Here is a 17305-nt window from a genome sequence, read left to right as displayed (position 1 = left end):
TCGCATCCCGTCCGACCGGCAAAGGAGCTTCACATGCTGACCATCCACGGCGTCACCCGATCGCGCGCGTCCCGCATCATCTGGCTTTGCCACGAGATCGGGCTGGAGTTCCGCCAGAACCCCGTGATCCAGGCCTATCGGCTGGCCGATCCCGATGCGCCCGACGCCCCGCTGAACACCCATTCCCCGGCCTTCCTGGCCCTGTCGCCCGCCGGCACCATTCCCGTGATCGAGGATGACGGTCTGGTCCTGGGCGAGTCCCTGGCAGCGACCTTGTATCTGGCGCGCAAATACGGTGGCGATCTTGGCCCCGCCGATCTGGCCGAAGATGCCCAGATGATGCAGTGGAGCTTCTATGCCGCCACCAGCGTCGAACCCGACGCGCTGACGATTCTGTTCCTGCACGCGCCGTCCCGCCTCCAGTCCGGAGACGACCAGGCCATTGTCGCCAATTCCGCCGAACGGCTGGTCCGGCCCCTCAAGGTGATCGAGGGGCATCTTGCCACCCATGAACATCTGGTCGGGGGCCGCTTCACCGTGGCCGACCTCAACCTGGCCGAGATCCTGCGCTATGCCCAGGGCTACGGTGAGTTGATGGGGCAGTTTCCGGCGGTCATGGCATGGCTTGAACGCTGTCAGGCCCGCCCGGCCTTCCGCAAGATGTGGGACGCGCGCCTGGCCAAACCGGAATAGCCCCGGTCCCGGGACGACCGGCCGAATTGGCAGGCGGGGTTGGCAAAAGCCTTCGCCGCATGAGATAACCGCCGCATCCGCACCAAGAACAAGAGCAGAACCGATGGCCGACGACCTTCTTTCCGCAGTCGATGCGACCGACAGCTATTCCGCCGCCTCGATCGAGGTGCTGGAAGGGCTGGAGCCCGTGCGCAAGCGACCCGGCATGTATATCGGCGGCACGGACGAACGCGCGCTGCATCACCTGGTGGCGGAAATCCTCGACAACTCGATGGACGAGGCGGTGGCGGGCCATGCGACGCGGATCGAGGTAGAGCTTCTGGCCGACTACAGCGTCAGCGTCCGCGACAATGGCCGCGGCATCCCTATCGACCCGCACCCGAAGTTTCCGGGCAAGTCAGCGCTCGAGGTGATCCTGTGCACGCTGCACGCGGGGGGCAAGTTTTCAGGTGATACCTACCAGACCTCGGGCGGGTTGCACGGGGTCGGCGCCTCGGTCGTGAACGCGCTGTCGGACATCATGGTCGTGCAGGTCGCCCGCAACAAGGAACTGTTCGAGCAGCGGTTCTCGCGCGGGGTGCCGCAGGGGCCGGTGGCCAGGATCGGCGCGGCCCCGAACCGGCGCGGCACGACCGTGGTCTTCCACGCGGATGAAGACATCTTCGGCCATCACCGCTTCAAGCCGGCGCGGCTTCTGAAGATGGTCAAGTCCAAGGCCTATCTGTTCAGCGGCGTCGAAATCCGCTGGAAGTCGGAAATAGACGACGGCGAAACCCCGCGAGAGGCCACCTTCCATTTCCCCGGCGGTCTGGCGGATTACCTTGCCGAGACCCTGACAGGCGCCAGCACCTATGCCGACCGCCCCTTCGCGGGCAGCGTCGATTTCCGCCGCCAGGGCGCGCCGGGCAAAGTGGACTGGGCGATCAACTGGACGCCCTCCCGCGACGGATTCATCCAGTCCTATTGCAACACGGTCCCCACGCCCGAGGGCGGCACCCACGAGGCTGGCTTCTGGTCGGCGATCCTGAAGGGCGTGCGGGCCTATGGCGAGCGGATCAACAACAAGAAGGCCGCGCAGATCACCCGGGAAGACCTGCTGACCGGCGGCTGCGCGCTTGTGTCCTGCTTCATCCGAGAGCCGGAATTCGTGGGCCAGACCAAGGACCGCCTTGCCACGACCGAGGCCGCCCGCCTGGTCGAGAACGCCGTGCGCGACCACTTCGACACCTGGCTTGCGGCCGACACGAAATCGGCGGGCGCGATCCTGGACTTCCTGATCCTGCGGGCGGATGAACGCCTGCGCCGCAAGCAGGAAAAGGAAACCGCCCGCAAGACGGCGACGAAAAAGCTGCGCCTGCCCGGCAAGCTGGTCGATTGCAGCGCCACCAGCCGGGACGGCACCGAACTGTTCATCGTCGAAGGCGACAGCGCGGGCGGGTCGGCCAAGATGGCGCGCGACCGCACCAACCAGGCGCTGCTGCCGCTGCGGGGCAAGATCCTGAACGTGCTGGGCGCGGCCTCGACCAAGATGGGGGCCAACCAGGAAATCAGCAATCTTTGTCAGGCCCTTGGCGTCGGAATGGGATCCAAGTTCAAGGTCGACGACCTTCGCTATGACAAGGTCATCATCATGACCGATGCCGACGTGGACGGGGCGCATATCGCCAGCCTGCTGATGACCTTCTTCTTCACGCAGATGCGGCCGATGATCGACAAGGGCCACCTGTATCTGGCCTGCCCGCCGCTGTATCGCCTTACCCAAGGGGCGCACCGGATCTATGTGGCCGATGACGCCGAGAAGGAACGGATGCTGGCCAAGGGCTTGGGCGGGCGCGGCAAGATCGACGTGCAACGCTTCAAGGGCCTGGGTGAAATGGACGCCAAGGACCTGAAGGACACGACCATGAACCCCAAGACGCGCAAGCTGATCCGGGTCAGCATCGACGATGACGAAGGGGGCGAGACCGGCGACCTAGTCGAACGCCTGATGGGCAAGAAGCCCGAACTGCGCTTCGAATACATCCAGGAGAACGCCCGCTTCGCAGAAGAGCTGGACGTCTGAGATGCGGCAGTATCACGACGCCCTGCGCACGGTTCTGGAACAGGGCCAGGAAAGCACCGACCGGACCGGAACCGGCACGATCAGCCATTTCGGGCTGCAGTGCCGCTATCCGCTGGCCGACGGCTTTCCGCTGGTCACCACCAAGAAGCTGCACCTGAAGTCGATCATCCGCGAACTTTTGTGGTTCCTGTCGGGCGATACCAACATTCGCTATCTGCAAGAAAACGGCGTCTCGATCTGGGACGAATGGGCGGACGAGAATGGCGACCTTGGCCCGGTCTATGGCCGGCAATGGCGCCACTTTCCCAGGCTGGTGCCCAGCGGCCTGGACGCCGAGGGGCGCCCGCTGTTCTTTGCGGGCCATGTCGATCAGATCGCCGATCTGGTGGATGCGATCCGCAGGACGCCGGACTCTCGGCGCCTGATCGTGTCCGCGTGGAACCCCGGCGATGTGCCGGAGATGGCGCTGCCGCCCTGCCATACGCTGTGGCAGGTGCGGATCCTGGGGGGCAAGCTGCATCTGCAGCTTTACCAGCGGTCGGCGGACATGTTCCTGGGCGTTCCGTTCAACATTGCTTCCTATGCGCTGCTGCAGGTGATGCTGGCCCATGTGACGGGCTACCAACCGGGCGATTTCGTCCATTCCATCGGTGATGCACATATCTATTCGAACCATCTGGATCAGGTGCGCACGCAGCTTGCGCGTGACCCGAAGCCCCTGCCCCAGTTGCGGCTGCGACGCGAGGTCGAGTCGATCTTCGATTTCCGCTTCGACGACTTCGAAGTGCTGAACTATGACCCTGACCCGGCCATCAAGGCCCCGGTGGCGGTCTAGGCCATGCTGACATTGATCGCAGCACGCGACCGCAACGGCGCCATCGGCAAGAACAACACGATCCCATGGCACGCGCCCGAGGATCTGGCCTTCTTCCAACGGGAAACCACCGGCGGCGCGGTGATCATGGGCCGCCGGACCTGGGAAAGCCTTCCGTTCAAGCCGCTGAAGAACCGCCTGAACCTGGTGGTGTCCTCGGATCCCTCCGTGGCCGAACATGTCCATTCCACGCCAGAGGCAGCCGTCGAACACGCCCATCGCGCAGGCCACCGCCGCATCTATGGCATCGGGGGTTCCGCCGTCTACCAGGCGATGATGCCCCTGGCCGACCGGCTGCTGTTGACCGAGGTCGATCTGGCCGTCGAAGGCGCCGATGCCTTCTTCCCCCGGTTCGACGAAACAAGCTGGGATTGCCTTGGCCCAATCCTTCTGCGCGGCAATGAACCGCGCTGCACAGTCTTCGAATACCTGCGCCGCCGATAGATCATGACAGGAGGATCTTCATGAACATACGTTACCTGCACACGATGGTCCGGGTCGCCGACCTGGAAAAGACGATGGCCTTCTTCAAGCTGCTGGGGCTGGAGGAAACGCGCCGCATCGACAACGACAAGGGCCGCTTCACGCTGGTCTTCATGGCCCCTCCGGGCCAGCCGGAATGCCCGGTCGAGCTGACCTACAACTGGGACGGCGACGAAGGCCTGCCGTCGGACAGCCGGCATTTCGGCCATCTCGCCTATCGCGTCGGCAACATCTATGACCTCTGCCAGAAGCTGATGGACGCGGGCGTCACGATCAACCGTCCTCCGCGGGACGGGCACATGGCGTTCGTGCGCAGCCCGGACAATGTGTCGATCGAGCTTTTGCAGGAAGGCGATCACCTGCCCCCGGCGGAACCCTGGGCCAGCATGGAAAATACCGGCCACTGGTAAGCGTCCAGCCGTCAGTAGATGTAGCGGATCTGTTCAAGCCAGAACCGCTCGATCCGGCGGCTTTGCAGGTTGACCTGCTCAAGGGGCGGGTCTTCCAGCACGCCGGACATGGCCAGACCCTCGGCATGGCGCAGGAACAGGCGGTGGACCATGTCGCGGACCGCCTGTCCTTCCTCGGACAGCTTCACCCGGACCGAGCGGCGGTCCATGTCGCTGCGCTCGTGGTGGACATAGCCCATCGTCACCAGCTTTTTCAGGTTATAGCTGACATTCGATCCCTGATACATGCCGCGGGACCGTAGTTCGCCCGCCGACACCTCGGCCCCGCCGAGGTTATAGAGAATCATCGCCTGGACCGGGGTCAGGTCATGCTGGCCAAGGCGTTCGAATTCATCCTTGACCAGATCCAGCATCAGCCGGTGCAGCCGTTCCAAAAGCTGCAGGGATTCCAGATAGGCTTCCGTCGTGTCTGCCAGATCCGGCAGAGCCTGAACATCGGCCTGGGGGCGCATATCGCGCGGCGCGGGGGAAATCATAGCGTCTCGCGGTCCTGATTTGTTCGTCATGCCCCGACATTGGCGCAAAATCCGAAATCTTCAGTTAATGCGACGCAACTTCCGCAAGAGATTGGGGAAAATTTTAGCGAACCGGCTTCAGGCGTTCGGCAGCATGATCCGCGATCCGGTCAAGGACCATGCCAAGGTCGTCAGGACCGCGATTGGTCCCGCCATTGACCCGCGCGGTCACCCACAGATACAGATCCTGATCGTTCTCGTTCAACATGGCCTCATAGGCGTCAAGATCGGCACCATCCAGCAGGGCCAGCGGACCATCGGCGAAATGGCCCAGGATCAGGTCCATCTCCTTCATGCCCCTGCGCCAGCTGCGAATCCTGAGGCGGCGCAAAGGGGTTTCGGCGGCTTCGGTCATTCTGTCATCCTTCTGGCACGCTTGCCGATCTTTGGGCCGCAGACTAAGCCATGCAGGCACGACGTTCAAACCATGAAGGGCCGCCATGGACCTGTTGTCAGACCGCCTGAACCGCATCAAGCCATCGCCCACGATCGCCATGACGACCCGCGCGGCGGAACTGCGCGCCCAGGGCCGCGACATCATCAGCCTTTCGGCAGGCGAACCCGACTTCGACACCCCAATCAATATCCGCGAGGCCGCGAAGGCCGCGATCGATGGGGGCCATACGCGCTATACGGCCGTTGACGGGACCCCTTCGCTGAAGCGGGCGATCTGCTACAAGTTCTCGCGCGAGAACGGACTGGATTATGCGCCCTCGCAGGTCACCGTGGGCACCGGCGGCAAGCAGATCCTGTTCAACGCGCTGATGGCCACGCTGAACGACGGGGACGAGGTCATCATCCCGGCCCCCTACTGGGTCAGCTATCCCGACATGGTGCTGCTGGCGGGCGGCACGCCGGTGATCGTGGAATGCGGGCTGGAGCAGGGCTTCCGGCTGATGCCCGATGCGCTTGAGGCGGCGATCACCCCGCAAACGAAGTGGCTGATCCTCAATTCACCCTCAAACCCCTCGGGCGCAGGCTATGACCGCGCGGCGATGAAGGCGCTGACCGATGTGCTGATGCGCCATCCGCAAGTATGGGTGCTGTCCGACGACATCTACGAACACCTCGTGTTCGACGGCTTCGAGTTCGTTACCCCCGCCCAGGTCGAACCCGCGCTGAAGGATCGGACCCTGACCATGAATGGCGTCAGCAAGGCGTATGCCATGACCGGCTGGCGGATCGGCTATGGCGCGGCCCCCGAAATCCTTATCAAGGCGATGGCCAAGCTGCAGTCGCAATCGACGTCGAACCCGTCATCGATCAGCCAGTTCGCGGCCGAAGCGGCGTTAACGGGTCCGCAGGACTATATCAGGGAAAGCCGCGCGGTCTTTCAGCGCCGGCGTGATCTGGTGGTGGCCGGGCTGAACGCCTGCCCCGGCATCGACTGCCCAACGCCGCAGGGGGCGTTCTATGTCTATCCCTCGATCAAGGCGCTGATCGGCAAGACCTCGGCCGCAGGCGCCACGATCACGGATGACGAGGCCTTCGCGAATGCCCTGCTGGACGAAACCGGAGTGGCGGTGGTGTTTGGCGCGGCCTTTGGCCTGTCGCCACATTTCCGCATCTCCTATGCCACCAGCGACAAGCAGCTGGTCACGGCGATCGACCGCATCAGGCGTTTCTGCGAAAGCTGCAACTGACCTCTTCGACCACGCGTTCAAAGGCAGCACCGAAACAGGAGACAGGAATGCTGCCCCAAAACGCACTGGTCGTGGTCGCCGACAGCCATTCGGCTAGACTGTTCCGGAACAAGGCACAGTATGGACTGGAACTGAAGGAAAGCGAACAGGTTACGCCCGAAAGCTTGAATCAGCGTCAACCGGGCGAGGCCGCGGCCGAGATCCTTCCGGGCGGAGAGGATCCGCTGGCCTTCGTGGCCCAGCTTGCGGATTACCTGAACGCCATGGTCCTGAAGAACAAGGTCGACGACATCGCCGTGATCGCCGATCCCTCGACCTTGGGGATCCTGCGCAAGCGGTATCACAAGGAGTTGCAGTTCCGCCTGCGCAAGGAGATCGACAAGAACCTGACCAACTCGGACCTGCGCGCCATCGAGGACGCCTTGTCCTGACTGGCCGGGGCTGGCCGGGGCTGGGCGGTGCTTACAGGGCGGTCCAGCCTCCGTCGACGCTGATCGCCGTACCGGTGATCTGTGCTGCCGCATCGCTGCACAGGAAGACCGTGGTGTCGCCCAGTTGCTCGACCGTGACGAAGTCCTTGGACGGCTGTCGTTCCAGCATCACCTTCTGGATCACCTCTTCCCGCGACAGGCCGTATTCCTTCATCGTGTCGGGTATCTGCGCCTCGACCAAGGGGGTCAGGACATAGCCGGGGCATAGGGCGTTGCAGGTGATCGGCTCTTTCGCGGTTTCAAGCGCGGTGACCTTGGAAAAGCCGACGATCCCATGCTTGGCCGCGACATAGGCCGACTTGTAGGCGCTTGCCGTCAAGCCGTGGGCGGATGCCACGTTGATGATCCGCCCCCAGCCGGCCCCCCGCATCAGCGGCAGGGCCGCGGCCGTCGTGTGGAAGGCTGAAGTCAGGTTGATCGCGATGATGGCGTCCCATTTCTCGACCGGGAAGTCCTGGATGGCGGCGACATGCTGGATGCCTGCATTGTTGACCAGGATGTCGCAGCGGCCTGCCTGCGTGATCAGCGCGCGACATTCCTGGCCCTTCGACATGTCCGCCTTGATGTAGCGTGCGGTGACGCCGTATTCACGCGACAGCCTTTCGGCAAGCGCGTGATCCTCGTCCCGGTCGGTGAAGCTGTTCAGGACGACATCGGCCCCGGCAGCGGCAAGGCGGTGCGCGATCCCCAGCCCGATGCCCGAGTTAGAACCCGTCACGACTGCGGTTTTACCGGCTAGAAACTTCTGGAACATCGCCCCCCTCCTGACTGACGGCTTTAACCGGCCAATGTTGTTTCGCGGCCGTTTGCAGCTGCAGCATGATGAAAAAAAAGCGCCCGCACAAGGCGGGCGCAAGTCATGAGGCAGGTTTCATACAGGCAAGAAACCTATCGAGCAGTAAGTCATTTATACGCCAACCCCCGCCCGAGTCCAACCGAGAAGTTTGTCCTGCCATTGACGATCCCGATCCAAGTCAGTTGAATCTGAATCGAAAAGAAGAAAAGCAGGCAGGCGGACGATGAAAATCTTAAGAAACCTTAACGAAATGGCATGTATCCGCCCCTTGTGCCTGATTTTGGCTGGTTTTCTGGGTGTTGCATCAATGTCGCTTCCCGTTGGTGCCGAACCGGCCCATGCCATGGCCATGTATGGGGAGCCCGCTCTACCCCAGCGATTTTCCGCCTTGCCATACGTCAACCCTGACGCGCCGAAGGGCGGAATGATTCGTTTGGCCGAGCCGGGCGGCTTCGACTCGCTCAAGCCCTGGGTGCTCAAGGGCAATGCAGCATGGGGCGTGGGCAGCCATGTCGTCGAAACGCTGATGTACCGAACCTTGGACGAGCCCTTCACCCTCTACGGTCTTCTGGCCGAAAGCATGGAAACCAGCCCCGACCGCCGATGGGTCGAGTTCACGCTTCGACCCGAGGCGCGCTTTTCGGATGGCACCCCCGTCACCATCGAGGACGTGATGTGGTCTTATGAGGTGCTGGGGACGCAGGGCCATCCGCGCTATCACGGGGCATGGGCCAAGGTCACGAAGATGGAGCAGACCGGCGAACGCAGCATCCGCTTCACCTTCGCCGAGGACGACCGCGAATTGGCGATGCTGATGGGCCTGCGCCCGATCCTGAAAAAGGCCCAATGGGAAGGACAAGACTTCTCGGCCTCGGGCCTCGAGGCGCCGATCGGGTCCGGTCCCTATGTCGTGGACCAGGTCGATCCGGGCCGCATGATCACCTTCCGCCGCAACCCGGACTACTGGGGAAAGGACCTGCCGGTCAATCGCGGGCGCAACAACCTGGACGTCATACGCTACGACTATTTTGGCGATGCTAATGCCATGTTCGAGGCCTTCAAGGCGGGCCAGGTGACCGTCTGGCGCGAGCTGTCGGCGCATAAGTGGGACGGGGAATACGATTTCCCCCTGATGACGCGCGGCGATGCGGTCAAGGCCGAGATCCCCAATGGCCGGCCCTCGGGGATCATGGGGCTGGTGATGAACACCCGCAACCCGCTGTTCGCCGACTGGCGGGTCAGGCAGGCGATGATCGAGGCCTTCAATTTCCGCTTCATCAACGCCACCCTGAACGGCGGCAAGGATCGGCGCATTACCTCCTATTTTGCCAATTCTGGCCTGGCCATGCAGCCCGGCCCTGCGGCAGGCAAGGTTGCCGACCTGCTGGAACCCTTCGCGGCGGACCTGCCGCCGGGAACGCTTGAAGGATACACGCTGCCCGAAGGATCCGACCGCGTGCTGGACCGGACCGGGCTGCGCCGGGCCATCGCGCTGCTGTCAGAGGCGGGCTGGACGGTGCAGGAGGGCGTCTTGAAAAACGCCGAGGGCCGCCCCTTCGCCTTCGAGATCCTGCTGAACCAGTCGGGCACGTCGATGCGCACGGCATCGGAAACCCAGCAGATCGCCGACATCTATGTCCAGGCGCTGCGCAACCTTGGAATGCAGGTCCGCATCACGCTGCTGGACGCCGCGCAATTCGTGCAGCGCACCAACGAATTCCAGTTCGACATGACCTGGTATGAACGCGCGCTGTCGCTGTCGCCGGGCAACGAACAGCTGCTATACTGGGGATCGGATGCCGCCGACCAGCCGGGCAGCCGCAACTGGATGGGCATGAAAAGCCCGGCAGCCGAAGCCGTGATCGCCGCAATGGTCAATGCGCGATCGGAAGCGGATTTTACGGCGGCCGTGCGGGCCTTGGATCGAATTCTGACCGCGGGGCGTTACGTGATACCGGCAGGGTTCTCGCCGGTCTCGCGGCTGGCCCATGCTGCGGACCTGCGGTATCCTGCCGAAACAACGCCGCTTTACGGAGATTGGCCGGGCTTCATGCCCGAGCTGTGGTGGCAGGAGGCAGAGGAATGAGAGCAGTGATAGGCACATTGCTGGCCTGCATGGTGCTGGCTGGCTGCAACACGGTCGCCGGCGTGGGCGAAGACATAACGGGCATTGCCACTTGGGCACAGTCGTCGATGGGAGGCGGATACTGATGAAATGGAGCCATGTGCAGCAGAACTGGGCCGCATTCTACGATGCAATCGTGGAAAAATGGCCCGAGGTCGACGAGGCCGACCTGGACGAGATCGACGGCGACCAGCGTGCCTTCGTGTCCTATCTGGCCGAGGCGACCGGACAAGAACCGTCCGAGATCCGAGAGGAACTGCGCGAATGGCTTGCGGGCGAAATCCCGTCGGACGTCGTCATGGACCCCACGCATGACAACCACTCGATCGCGCTGAGCGCGAAGTATGTGGGCGAAGGCGAGGACGAATATTCGGACGATGCCCGGTTCGGTGACGACGACGAACACGAAAACGAAGGCGACCGATAATCGTTTGCAAATCAGGCGGCGCGCGGTCCCCACAGGATGATGGCCGCGCCCGCCAGGCAGACCAACGCGCCAATTGCGTCCCATTGATCGGGCCGCCGCCCCTCGGCCAGCCACATCCAGAACAGCGAGGCGGTGATGTAGATCCCGCCATAAGCGGCATAGGCCCGCCCCGCGTGATCGGCCGGGCTATGCGCCAGAAGCCATGCAAACAGCGCCAGCAGACCCAGTCCGGGCAGCACCCAGAAAGCCGATCGGTCCAGGCGGAGCCAGGCCCAGAAGGCAAAGCAGCCTGCAATTTCGGCGAATGCGGCGAACAGGTAGATGGCAAGGCTCTGCATCCCGCCTCGATACCCAAGCCGGCAGCCGCGGTCCACAGCGCCTTTCCAGTTGCAACTGGAAGGGGATTCTGTCAGACGACGCCCGACGGGAGCCCATGACGCAAAAGGACCGTCGCGATGAACCGCACCATCAAGATCGCACTGGGCAGCATCGTGATCGGGATCATCGTCCTTGGCCTAAAGACGGTGGCTTGGCAGATCACCGGGTCCGTTGCGCTTTTGTCCGATGCCTTGGAAAGCACCGTCAATGTCGCCACCGCGGTGGCCGCGCTGATTGCCATCCGCATCGCGCAACGCCCTGCCGACCGCAGCCACCCTTACGGCCACCACAAGGCCGAGTTCCTGTCGGCCGTGCTTGAAGGCGTGATGATCATCGTCGCAGCGCTGCTGATCCTTGAAGAAGCCTATCAGGGCATCCGCAACCCGCAGCCTCTAGATGCCCCGGTCAGCGGGCTGCTGCTGAATGGCTTTGCGGGCTGCATCAATGCGGTCTGGTGCATGGTCCTGATCCGGCAGGGCCGTCGCCTGAAATCCCCGGCCCTTGTGGCCGACGGCCAGCACCTGCTGTCCGACGTCATCACCTCGGCGGGCGTGATCCTGGGGGTCGTGCTAGCCATTGCCGCGGACCGTCCGATCCTGGACCCGATCCTGGCCGGTTTGGTTGCGGTCAATATCCTGTGGTCGGGCTGGAAGGTGATGTCGGCATCCCTGGGCGGGCTGATGGACAAGGCGGTGTCCGACGACCTGCTGCGCGACATCCGTTCGACCATCTCGGACCACGCGGATGGCGCGATCGAAGCGCATGACCTGCGCACCCGCCACGCGGGCCGCATGACCTTTATCGACTTTCACCTTGTCGTGGACGGGGACACGCCCGTGGCCCAGGCCCATGCGATCTGCGACCGGATCGAGGCCGCGCTGAAGAAGCGGCTGGACGACGCGCAGATCACGATCCATGTCGAACCCGAACACAAGGCCAAGCATTCGGGCGTGCTGGTGCTTTAGGCGGCCAGCCGCACCCACACGGGCACGTGGTCGCTGGGCTTTTCGGCGGCGCGGGCCTCCTTGTCGATGCCGGTTTCCACCAGAAGGTCGGCGGCCTGCGGCGACAACAGCAGGTGGTCGATGCGGATCCCGTCATCGCGCGACCAGGAACCGGCCTGATAATCCCAGAAGGTGAACGGCCCGCGCGTGGCCCAAGGGTCGCGGATCCGGACCGCATCGGTCCAGCCCTGGTTCACGATCCGCCGGAACGCCTCGCGGCTTTGGGGCAGGAACAGGGCGTCATCGACCCAGGCTTGCGGCCGGGCGGCGTCGCGCGGTTCGGGGATGATGTTGAAATCGCCCAGCATCACCACCGGAAGCTCGCTTTCCAGCAGTTCCGCGGCGCGCAGGCGCAAACGCTCCATCCAGGCCAGCTTGTAGTCGTATTTCGGGCCCGGGGCCGGGTTGCCGTTGGGCAGATACAGCCCTGCGATGCGCACCGCCGTGGAACCCACCACCGTCGCCTCGATATAGCGGGCCTGTTCGTCGGAATCGTCGCCAGGCAGTCCGCGCTGCACATCCTCCAGCGGCAGCTTGGACAGGATCGCCACGCCGTTGAAGCCCTTCTGGCCGTGCGTCTCGACGGTCCAGCCCAGATCCTCGAAATGGGCGCGGGGAAAGCCCTCGTCCACGGATTTGATTTCCTGCAGGACGACCAGATCCGCCCCCGATCCGGCCAGCCAATCGGTCAGCGCCTGGATCCGGGCCTTGACGCCGTTGATGTTGAATGTCGCGATTTTCATGGGCCGCATCTTTATCCGCCGCCCCGCGATTGGCAACCGGGGGCGGGGCAGATACGTTCTTCCCCCATGCGTCGCCTGATCGCCATTCTGCTGATGATGACCCTGGCCCTGCCCGCGCTGGCGCAGGATCGGCCGCGCGCGGGCCTGATGTGGAACCGCAGCGGGCTGCCTGCGACCCTTCCCCTTGTCGTCCAGACCCTGCCGGGGCGGGACTATGCGGTCTTCCTGTCACCGGAAACAGGGGGCGATCCGGTGATGGCGGGCTATATCCATGGCGGGCAGTTCTTCCGCCTGCTGGTGCCGCCGGGAACATGGGTCGTCCGCTTTGCCCACGGCGCCGACTGGCAAGGAGAGGATGCGCTGTTCCGTCCCGAGACCGAATGGACCGAGGTCGAGGAGCCGATGACCTTCGGCGCCTCGGTCGCGCGCAAGCATGGCTACATCATCCGCCTGATCGAGACCGAGGGGAAGGTCCGCGTGGCCGCGGCAGGGTCCCTGGACATCTGCCAGGGCCTGACCGTGACGACCGAGCTAGAGGAGCGCGACGAGAACGACCGCCGGGCGCTGAACCTTCTTCCCGCGCCGGGCCTTCAGGACCTGCGCGACGACTTCGACACCTTTGCCCGCAGCGACTTCAACCGCCTGCCGACCCCTGGCCTGCGCAGGCTGGATATCGACCTGGACACCCGCAGCCGGGTTTGCGGCTAGATCGAGAAGGAGGTGCCGCAGCCGCAACTGGACGAGGCATTGGGATTCTCGATCACGAAGCGCGCGCCGATCAGTTCATCTGCAAAATCAATCGTGGCCCCCGCCAGATAGGGCAGCGAAACCGGATCGACCACGACCTTCTGGCCCCCGCCCTCCAGCACAAGGTCATCCGCCTCGGCCTGGTCCAGTCGGATGTCGTATTGGAAGCCCGAACAACCCCCGCCTGCGACTGCGACGCGCAGCGGGCGGGTTTCCCCCGAATCGTTGATCTCGGCCAGGCGGGCGAAGGCGCGTTCGGTGACTTTGGGCGGCAGGTTCATGGGGCGTTCCCGTTTTCGTCTTGAGTGCCTAAATATAAGGTCCACCGCACCTGTTGCAAGGAAGGCCCTGCCCCCTGATGTCCAGTGCGATCGCGCCCTATGCCTGCCACCCCGAAGACAGCCGCGGGCGGCTGCACCCGGAACGCATGTCCACCTTCCGCAGTCCTTGGCAACGCGACCGGGACCGGATCATCCATTCCTCGGCCTTCCGGCGCCTGAAGCACAAGACCCAGGTCTTCGTCGAACATGACGGAGAGGCCTATCGCGGCGATTATTTCCGCACCCGCCTGACCCACACGGTCGAGGTCGCGCAGGTCGCGCGGACCATCGCCGGCGCGCTTGGCCTGAACACGGATCTGGCGGAAACGGTGGCGCTTGCCCATGACCTGGGCCATCCGCCCTTCGGCCATACGGGCGAAGATGCCCTGGCGGCGCTGATGCAGCCCTATGGCGGCTTCGACCACAATGCCCAGGCCCTACGGATCGTGACCCGGCTGGAACGGCATTATGCCGACTTCGACGGCCTGAACCTGACATGGGAGGCCTTGGAGGGCATTGCCAAGCACAACGGCCCGGTGACCGGCCCCCTGCCCTATGCCCTGGCCGAGGTGAATGCCGACTGGGATCTGGAACTGCACACCAATGCCAGTGCCGAGGCCCAAGTGGCCGCCGTTGCGGATGACGTGGCCTACAACCATCACGACCTGCACGACGGACTGCGGGCTGACCTGTTCACGGAAGATGAACTGGCCGAACTGCCGGTCGTGGGCCCCGCCTTTGCCGAGGTCGACCATCTTTACCCCGATCTGGACCCGACCCGCCGCCGTTACGAGGCGCTGCGCCGCGTCTTCGGCGTCATGGTCGAGGATGTGATCGCCGTGGCCCAGAACCGGCTGGCCGGGTTGCAGCCGCAATCGGCGCAGGAAATCCGCGACATGGACGGGCCGATCATCAGGTTTTCCAAGCCGCTTTACCAGAACATCAAGGCGATCAAGTCCTTCCTGTTCACGCGCATGTATCGCGCGCCCGCGGTCGTGGTTGAACGCACCAAGGTCACGGCTATGCTGAACGACCTGTTCCCGCTGTTCCTGCACGACCCGGGCCGGATGCCCGATCATTGGAGCGACCTGGCCCGCAAGGCGGGCGACGAAACCGCCTGCGCGCGGATCGTTCTTGATTACGTCGCAGGCATGACCGACCGCTTTGCCATCGCCGAACACCAGCGGCTGTTTCCGCGCCGCTGATATTTCCGCAGGCCGCGAACCTCTCTGCGTTCCATGCGTTCCGCTCGCCGAAGGATGAACGCAGAAAGGACAATCGATGTTCACACGCAGCGGATCGGCCACCTGGCAGGGCGGGCTGAAGGACGGCAATGGCACGGTCTCGACCCAGTCGGGCGCCTTGAACGAACTTTCCTATGGCTTCAACAAGCGGTTCGGCGACGAGCCTGGCACCAACCCCGAGGAACTGGTCGGCGCGGCCCATGCTGCCTGCTTCAGCATGGCGCTGTCGAACATGCTGTCCGGGGCAGGCATCGGCAATATCGACATCAAGACCACGTCCAAGATCACGCTGGAGAAGGACGGTGACGGTTTTACCGTGACCAAGGCGCATCTGGTGACCCAGATCTCGGCTGACGGCGACAAGGCGCAGATCGAGGAACTGGCGCAGAAGGCCAAGGCCGGCTGCCCGATCTCGAAGCTGCTGAACGCCGAGGTCACGATGGACGCAACGGTCGCCTGATGCGCATCCGGATCGGGCACGAGATGACGATCGAGGTGCCGCAGGACACGCCCCTGATCACCCTCACGACACCGGAAGAAGCGCGGCACCGCGACTTTGTCTTCCCTGAGGATGCGAGAACCATCCCCTCGGTCCCGGTCCAGAGCTATGTCGACCGATTCGGCAACATCTGCCGGCGCATGGTTGCGCCGGCAGGCATCTTCACGATCTTCAGCGACATCACCCTGAACGATCCCGGCACCTGGGACGAATCCGATGTCAACGCCGCCGAATGGCCTGTCGAGGCGCTGCCCCCCGAGGTTCTGGGCTACCTGACCGCCTCGCGCTATGTCGAGGTGGATCTGGTCAGCAACGAGGCCTGGCAGTTGTTCGGCCATGTCGCGCCCGGATGGAACCGTGTGCAGCATATCGTGGACCACGTGCACGGCAGCATGGTCTTCGACTACAAACTGGCCTCGCAGTTCCGCACGGCGGCAAGCGCCCGGCAGGACGGCGTGGCGGTCTGCCGCGATTTTGCCCATCTGGCGCTGGCCTATCTGCGGGCGCTGAACATCCCCGCCCGCTATGTCAACGGCTATGTTGGCGACATCGGCGTGCCTGCGGCCGCCGCGCCTATGGATTTCGCAGCCTGGATTGAGGTCTTCCTGGGCGGCAGGTGGTGGACCTTCGATCCGCGCAACAACCAGCGGCGGATCGGCCGGGTCGTCGTTGCGCGTGGCTTGGACGCGGCCGACGTGCCCCTGATCAACACCTTCGGCAACCATACGTTGACGGGGTTCCGTGTCTGGTGCCATGCCGTCGACGACTTCGGCAACGAACTGGACGGGATGCTGTTTGCCTGATCTTGCAACGGCTTGCCATCTGTGACCTCCTGCCCTTCATCAGGGCAGGATCGCATCATGACCGTCTTCAAGGGCCTTTCCGCATTCCCCATCACGCCCGCCGACGCCGAGGGCCGGGTCATCCTGCCGGACCTGTGGCGGATCCTGCAGCGTGTCGCGGACGGCCAGCCAGACTCGATCTGCGTGCTGGGCAGCACGGGGGCCTATGCCTATCTGGACCCCGACCAGCGTCGCGCGGTGGCCGAGGCGGCGATGGACCAGGTTGGCAGCCGCGTTCCGGTCATCGTGGGCGTGGGTGCGCTGCGCACCGACACGGCGGTGGACCTGGCTCGCCACGCCGCCCGGATTGGCGCCGCAGGGCTGCTGGTCGCGCCCATGTCCTATACCCCGCTGACCGAGGACGAGGTCTTTCACCACTTCGCAGCCATCGCCGCGGCCAGCGACCTGCCGATCTGCATCTACAACAACCCCGGCACGACGCATTTCACCTTCTCCACTGCGCTGCTGGCCCGGCTGGCGACGCTGCCGACCGTTAGGGCCGTCAAGATGCCGCTGGTGGCGTCGGGCGACTTCGCAGGCCAGATCGCCGAACTGCGCGCCGCCCTGCCCGATGGCTTCTCCATAGGCTACAGCGCCGACTGGGGCTGCGCCCCCGCGATGCTGGCAGGGGCGGATGCCTTCTACAGCGTCGCGGCCGGGCTGTGGCCCCATCCGATGCTGCGGATGGTCAGCGCGGCGCAGCGTGGCGACGCGGCAGAGGTCGGCCGGATCGACGCGGCTCTTGCGCCCCTTTGGGCCCTGTTCAAGACGCGCAGCAGCTTTCGCACCGTCCATCGCGCGGCGAACCTGCTGGAACTGACCACGGCACAGCCCCCGCGCCCCGTCCTGCCCCTGCCGGAGGCCGAAGACGACGCACTGCGCGCGGCCATCGCCACCCTGGACGCCCATCAGCATTAGCATACCGTTGCATACCGATTGCCTATCGGCC

Annotated in this window: 21 protein-coding genes; 15 read left to right on the top strand and 6 right to left on the bottom strand. The window is 64.1% G+C overall.

Annotation, left to right across the window (positions count from 1 at the left end; genetic code table 11):
- Window positions 1–33 precede the first annotated feature (33 nt).
- The 5 genes from IE224_RS00460 to IE224_RS00440 all read left to right on the top strand — a co-directional run bounded on the left by IE224_RS00460 (window position 34) and on the right by IE224_RS00440 (window position 4522).
- Window positions 34–693: a glutathione S-transferase family protein gene (locus IE224_RS00460; protein ID WP_191307146.1), complete on the top strand. Its 660-nt coding sequence runs from the start codon at window positions 34–36 to the stop codon at window positions 691–693.
- 103 nt (window positions 694–796) lie between these two features.
- Window positions 797–2755, top strand: coding sequence for a DNA topoisomerase IV subunit B (parE, locus tag IE224_RS00455; protein ID WP_191307144.1), 1959 nt, complete (start codon window positions 797–799; stop codon window positions 2753–2755).
- A gap of 1 nt (window position 2756) precedes the next feature.
- Complete coding sequence (locus tag IE224_RS00450; RefSeq protein WP_191307142.1) at window positions 2757–3590, top strand: thymidylate synthase; 834 nt, start codon at window positions 2757–2759, stop codon at window positions 3588–3590.
- Between the two features lie 3 nt (window positions 3591–3593).
- Complete coding sequence (locus tag IE224_RS00445) at window positions 3594–4073, top strand: dihydrofolate reductase (RefSeq protein ID WP_191307140.1); 480 nt, start codon at window positions 3594–3596, stop codon at window positions 4071–4073.
- Window positions 4074–4093: 20 nt separating this feature from the next.
- Window positions 4094–4522, top strand: coding sequence for a VOC family protein (locus IE224_RS00440; RefSeq protein WP_191307138.1), 429 nt, complete (start codon window positions 4094–4096; stop codon window positions 4520–4522).
- An 11-nt stretch (window positions 4523–4533) separates the two neighbouring features.
- Here the strand turns inward: IE224_RS00440 and IE224_RS00435 are convergent, their stop codons facing one another.
- Window positions 4534–5034: a MarR family winged helix-turn-helix transcriptional regulator gene (locus tag IE224_RS00435; RefSeq protein ID WP_191307616.1), complete on the bottom strand. Its 501-nt coding sequence runs from the start codon at window positions 5032–5034 to the stop codon at window positions 4534–4536.
- 127 nt (window positions 5035–5161) lie between these two features.
- The gene (locus IE224_RS00430) at window positions 5162–5452 is read right to left on the bottom strand and encodes a succinate dehydrogenase assembly factor 2 (protein ID WP_191307136.1); all 291 of its coding nucleotides are present in this window, start codon (window positions 5450–5452) and stop codon (window positions 5162–5164) included.
- Between the two features lie 85 nt (window positions 5453–5537).
- On the opposite strand from IE224_RS00430, the gene IE224_RS00425 reads away from it, so the two are divergent.
- Both IE224_RS00425 and IE224_RS00420 read left to right on the top strand, forming a co-directional pair.
- Window positions 5538–6740 carry a pyridoxal phosphate-dependent aminotransferase gene (locus tag IE224_RS00425; RefSeq protein ID WP_191307134.1) on the top strand — a complete coding sequence of 401 codons (1203 nt, stop codon included), beginning with the start codon at window positions 5538–5540 and terminating at the stop codon, window positions 6738–6740.
- Between the two features lie 47 nt (window positions 6741–6787).
- A complete protein-coding gene (locus IE224_RS00420) occupies window positions 6788–7171 on the top strand; it encodes a baeRF12 domain-containing protein (protein ID WP_191307132.1) in 384 nt (127 codons plus the stop codon).
- Window positions 7172–7202: 31 nt separating this feature from the next.
- On the opposite strand, the gene IE224_RS00415 is transcribed toward IE224_RS00420, so the two are convergent.
- Window positions 7203–7985: a 3-hydroxybutyrate dehydrogenase gene (locus IE224_RS00415; protein WP_191307130.1), complete on the bottom strand. Its 783-nt coding sequence runs from the start codon at window positions 7983–7985 to the stop codon at window positions 7203–7205.
- Between the two features lie 292 nt (window positions 7986–8277).
- Here IE224_RS00415 and IE224_RS00410 point away from each other — a divergent pair, with 292 nt between their 5' ends.
- Entirely contained in the window at window positions 8278–10113 is a 1836-nt protein-coding gene (locus IE224_RS00410) for an extracellular solute-binding protein (RefSeq protein WP_191307129.1), read from the top strand.
- Window positions 10114–10237: 124 nt separating this feature from the next.
- A complete protein-coding gene (locus IE224_RS00405) occupies window positions 10238–10579 on the top strand; it encodes a hypothetical protein (RefSeq protein ID WP_167621875.1) in 342 nt (113 codons plus the stop codon).
- Window positions 10580–10590: 11 nt separating this feature from the next.
- Here IE224_RS00405 and IE224_RS00400 read toward each other — a convergent pair whose 3' ends face one another.
- Window positions 10591–10917 carry a YnfA family protein gene (locus tag IE224_RS00400; protein WP_191307127.1) on the bottom strand — a complete coding sequence of 109 codons (327 nt, stop codon included), beginning with the start codon at window positions 10915–10917 and terminating at the stop codon, window positions 10591–10593.
- A 117-nt stretch (window positions 10918–11034) separates the two neighbouring features.
- On the opposite strand from IE224_RS00400, the gene IE224_RS00395 reads away from it, so the two are divergent.
- The gene (locus tag IE224_RS00395) at window positions 11035–11922 is read left to right on the top strand and encodes a cation diffusion facilitator family transporter (RefSeq protein ID WP_167621873.1); all 888 of its coding nucleotides are present in this window, start codon (window positions 11035–11037) and stop codon (window positions 11920–11922) included.
- Here the strand turns inward: IE224_RS00395 and xth are convergent.
- The gene (gene xth / locus IE224_RS00390) at window positions 11919–12704 is read right to left on the bottom strand and encodes an exodeoxyribonuclease III (RefSeq protein WP_191307125.1); all 786 of its coding nucleotides are present in this window, start codon (window positions 12702–12704) and stop codon (window positions 11919–11921) included. The two genes, IE224_RS00395 and xth, sit on opposite strands and share 4 nt — an antisense overlap.
- A gap of 66 nt (window positions 12705–12770) precedes the next feature.
- Between xth and IE224_RS00385 the strand changes: the two genes are divergently transcribed.
- Window positions 12771–13412, top strand: a complete 642-nt coding sequence (locus tag IE224_RS00385; RefSeq protein ID WP_191307123.1) for a hypothetical protein — start codon at window positions 12771–12773, stop codon at window positions 13410–13412.
- On the opposite strand, the gene IE224_RS00380 is transcribed toward IE224_RS00385, so the two are convergent.
- Entirely contained in the window at window positions 13409–13732 is a 324-nt protein-coding gene (locus IE224_RS00380) for a HesB/IscA family protein (RefSeq protein ID WP_167621870.1), read from the bottom strand. The genes IE224_RS00385 and IE224_RS00380 overlap by 4 nt on opposite strands.
- Window positions 13733–13809: 77 nt before the next feature.
- Between IE224_RS00380 and IE224_RS00375 the strand changes: the two genes are divergently transcribed.
- The 4 genes from IE224_RS00375 (at window position 13810) to IE224_RS00360 (ending at window position 17274) form a co-directional block, all read left to right on the top strand.
- Complete coding sequence (locus IE224_RS00375; RefSeq protein WP_191307121.1) at window positions 13810–14976, top strand: deoxyguanosinetriphosphate triphosphohydrolase; 1167 nt, start codon at window positions 13810–13812, stop codon at window positions 14974–14976.
- Window positions 14977–15052: 76 nt separating this feature from the next.
- Window positions 15053–15475 carry an OsmC family protein gene (locus IE224_RS00370; protein WP_191307119.1) on the top strand — a complete coding sequence of 141 codons (423 nt, stop codon included), beginning with the start codon at window positions 15053–15055 and terminating at the stop codon, window positions 15473–15475.
- Complete coding sequence (locus IE224_RS00365) at window positions 15475–16317, top strand: transglutaminase-like domain-containing protein (protein ID WP_191307117.1); 843 nt, start codon at window positions 15475–15477, stop codon at window positions 16315–16317. Before IE224_RS00370 ends, IE224_RS00365 begins: the two co-directional genes overlap by 1 nt.
- Window positions 16318–16374: 57 nt before the next feature.
- Window positions 16375–17274 (top strand): dihydrodipicolinate synthase family protein, encoded by a 900-nt coding sequence (locus IE224_RS00360; RefSeq protein ID WP_191307115.1) that lies wholly within the window; start codon window positions 16375–16377, stop codon window positions 17272–17274.
- Window positions 17275–17305 lie beyond the last annotated feature (31 nt).

It is taken from the genome of Paracoccus aerius (assembly GCF_014656455.1).
Taxonomy (GTDB): domain Bacteria; phylum Pseudomonadota; class Alphaproteobacteria; order Rhodobacterales; family Rhodobacteraceae; genus Paracoccus; species Paracoccus aerius.
This window is presented reverse-complemented; position numbering and strand designations above follow the sequence as displayed.